The sequence below is a fragment of the Limnohabitans sp. genome (genome assembly GCF_040400975.1).
Taxonomy (GTDB): Bacteria; Pseudomonadota; Gammaproteobacteria; order Burkholderiales; family Burkholderiaceae_C; genus Limnohabitans_A.
In genome coordinates this window covers 1-2,245 of record NZ_JBBAPF010000086.1, presented here as the reverse complement: position 1 = coordinate 2,245, position 2,245 = coordinate 1, and the positions used below count along the sequence as shown (strand labels likewise).

The 2,245-nt window shown below is 63.9% G+C and carries 3 protein-coding genes; all 3 read left to right on the top strand.

The features are described from left to right. Positions 1 to 438: type II secretion system protein M (locus ABWQ00_RS15880; RefSeq protein WP_353239626.1), on the top strand; the 438-nt coding region annotated here is incomplete at its 5' end. A 5-nt stretch (positions 439 to 443) separates the two neighbouring features. Further along, entirely contained in the window at positions 444 to 1,283 is an 840-nt protein-coding gene (gspN, locus tag ABWQ00_RS15875; protein WP_353239625.1) for a type II secretion system protein N, read from the top strand. Positions 1,284 to 1,423: 140 nt separating this feature from the next. Next, the coding region (locus ABWQ00_RS15870; RefSeq protein ID WP_353239627.1) for a secretin N-terminal domain-containing protein at positions 1,424 to 2,245 on the top strand (822 nt) is incomplete at its 3' end.

Sequence of the window (2,245 nt, the reverse complement as noted above, 5' to 3'; positions counted from 1 at the left end):
GAACAAACCCTGCTGCGCGCAGCAGCCTTCTTTTTGGCGGTGGTGGTGGTGTGGCAATGGGCTTGGGCTCCCGCTTGGCGCACCTGGCAAGAGGCCCCCGCCCGCCAAGCCGCCATCGACGCTCAAACCCAACGCATGTTGCAGTGGCAAGCGCAAGCCCAAGGTCTGCAAAAACCATCGACCGTTTCGCGTGCCGAAGCCATGCAATGGCTGGAAAAAAACCTGTCCGATTTAGGACCCAAGGCCAAGCTCAGCCTGACGGGCGACGACGTCACTTTGCGTGTTGAAGCGGTACCGGCCTTGGCCATGGCCCGCTGGCTGAGCCAAGCGCGTGAGCATGCCCAAACCTTGCCCCACCAAGCACAAATGCAACAGACCAACAGCCCTTCGCCCAACGAAGTGCTCTGGCAAGGCACTTTGGTGATGCGCCTGCCCTGAACACCATGCCCATACGCCTGCGCCCTTCACCCCCATCTGGCCTGCGCCAAGCCGCGGTTGTGGGCGCGCGACCGGTTTGGCGGCATGCCGTGTGGGGAACGCTCTTGGGCATGGGCTTGGCCTTGGCGGTGTGGGCGCCTGCTCGCTGGCTGGCTTGGGGCGTGAACCAAGCCAGCCAAGGCCAAGTGCAATGGCTCAACCCCCGAGGCACGGTGTGGCAAGGCTCTGCACAGTTGGTGCTGAGCGGCGGCGCGGGCAGCCGAGACCCACAGGCCTTGCCAGGTCGACTGCATTGGACACTGGCCCCCAGCTGGAACGGTGCGCGTTGGGGCTGGCAGGCCGACTGCTGCATGGCCCAAGCGGCCAGCGTGCAAGTGGGCCTGGGTTGGAACAGTTTGGAAGTTCAGGTGGGCGACCATGCCTCCGTCTGGCCAGCGGCCTTGCTGACGGGTCTGGGCGCGCCTTGGAACACTTTGCAAGCCCATGGCCAGTTGCAGCTGAACACCCGCTCGGTGCAACTGAGTTGGGCGCAAGGCCGCATGCAAATGAGAGGACAGCTCGACCTGAGCCTGCAAAACATGTCTTCGCGCTTGAGCCCGGTCAAGCCCATGGGCAGTTACCGGATTGAGCTGTCGGGCACGCCCGAGGGCACCGCCACCCCCAGCTTGCAGCTGAGCACCCTGCAAGGGCCCTTGATGTTGTCGGGCCAAGGCCAGTGGGTGGGTCAACGCCTGCGCTTTACAGGCGAAGCCAGCGCCCAAGAAGGCCACGAGGCTGCTTTTGATAACCTGTTGAACATTCTGGGCCGCCGACAAGGCGTGCGCAGCTTGCTCTCTTTGGGATGAACCCGCTTCATCCACACCCCATGCACCCAGACATGCACCCCGCCATGCACACCCATACACACCACTCTTTCACGACCCCAAGCCCCCTGTTGTTGTCTCGGGCGGTGCGCTGGCGACAGCCGGTTTTGGTGCTGGCCTGCATGACCGTCATGGCTTTGTGCGCGTCCTCGGTGCTGGCCCAAGTCGCTCGCAAAGAGCCGGTCACCCTCAACTTTGTCAATGCCGAAATCGATGCGGTGGCCCGCACGGTGGCCACTTTGTCGGGCGCCAATGTGGTGGTGGACCCGCGTGTGAAAGGCACGATGACGCTGTCGAGCACCGTGCCCGTGCCCCCAGCCCAAGCGCTGCGCTTGTTTGCAGCACAGTTGCGCACGCAGGGCTTTGCACTGGTGGAGTCGACCGGTTTGTACACAGTGCTGCCCGAAGCCGAGGCCAAACTGCAAAGCAGCACCGTCACAGCCGGGACTGCGCCCGTCAAGAGCGGGCAAATCGTGACGCAGATTTTTCAGCTCAACCACGAAAACGCCAACAACCTGGTGCCCGTGCTCAGGCCGCTCATCAGCCCCAACAACACCATCAACGTGAACCCGGGCACCAACGCTTTGGTCATCACCGATTACAGCGACAACCTGCAAAGACTGGGCCGCATCATCGCAGCGATTGACGTGGCCAACGCCACGGGTGTGGAGGTGATCCGCCTGCAGCACGGCATCGCGGGCGAGTTGGCCCCCATGGTGCAACGCCTGATCGATTCGGGCGCGGCCACGGGTGCTGGCACGCCCGCCGCCCAAGGGCAGACCGACACCACCTTCAGAACCACGGTGTTGCCCGAGGTGCGCACCAACGCTTTGATCATCCGCGCCGCCAACCCCGCCCGTTTGTCACTGGTGCGCAGCTTGGTGGTGCAGCTGGACCAGCCCAGCGCCACCGGTGCGCGTGCAGCCAGCGGCGACATCCATGTG

What these genes read in the sequence shown, in the direction of transcription:
- gspN (WP_353239625.1), top strand. Translation starts at nt 444, where the DNA reads ATGCCCATACGCCTGCGCCCTTCACCCCCATCTGGCCTGCGCCAAGCC.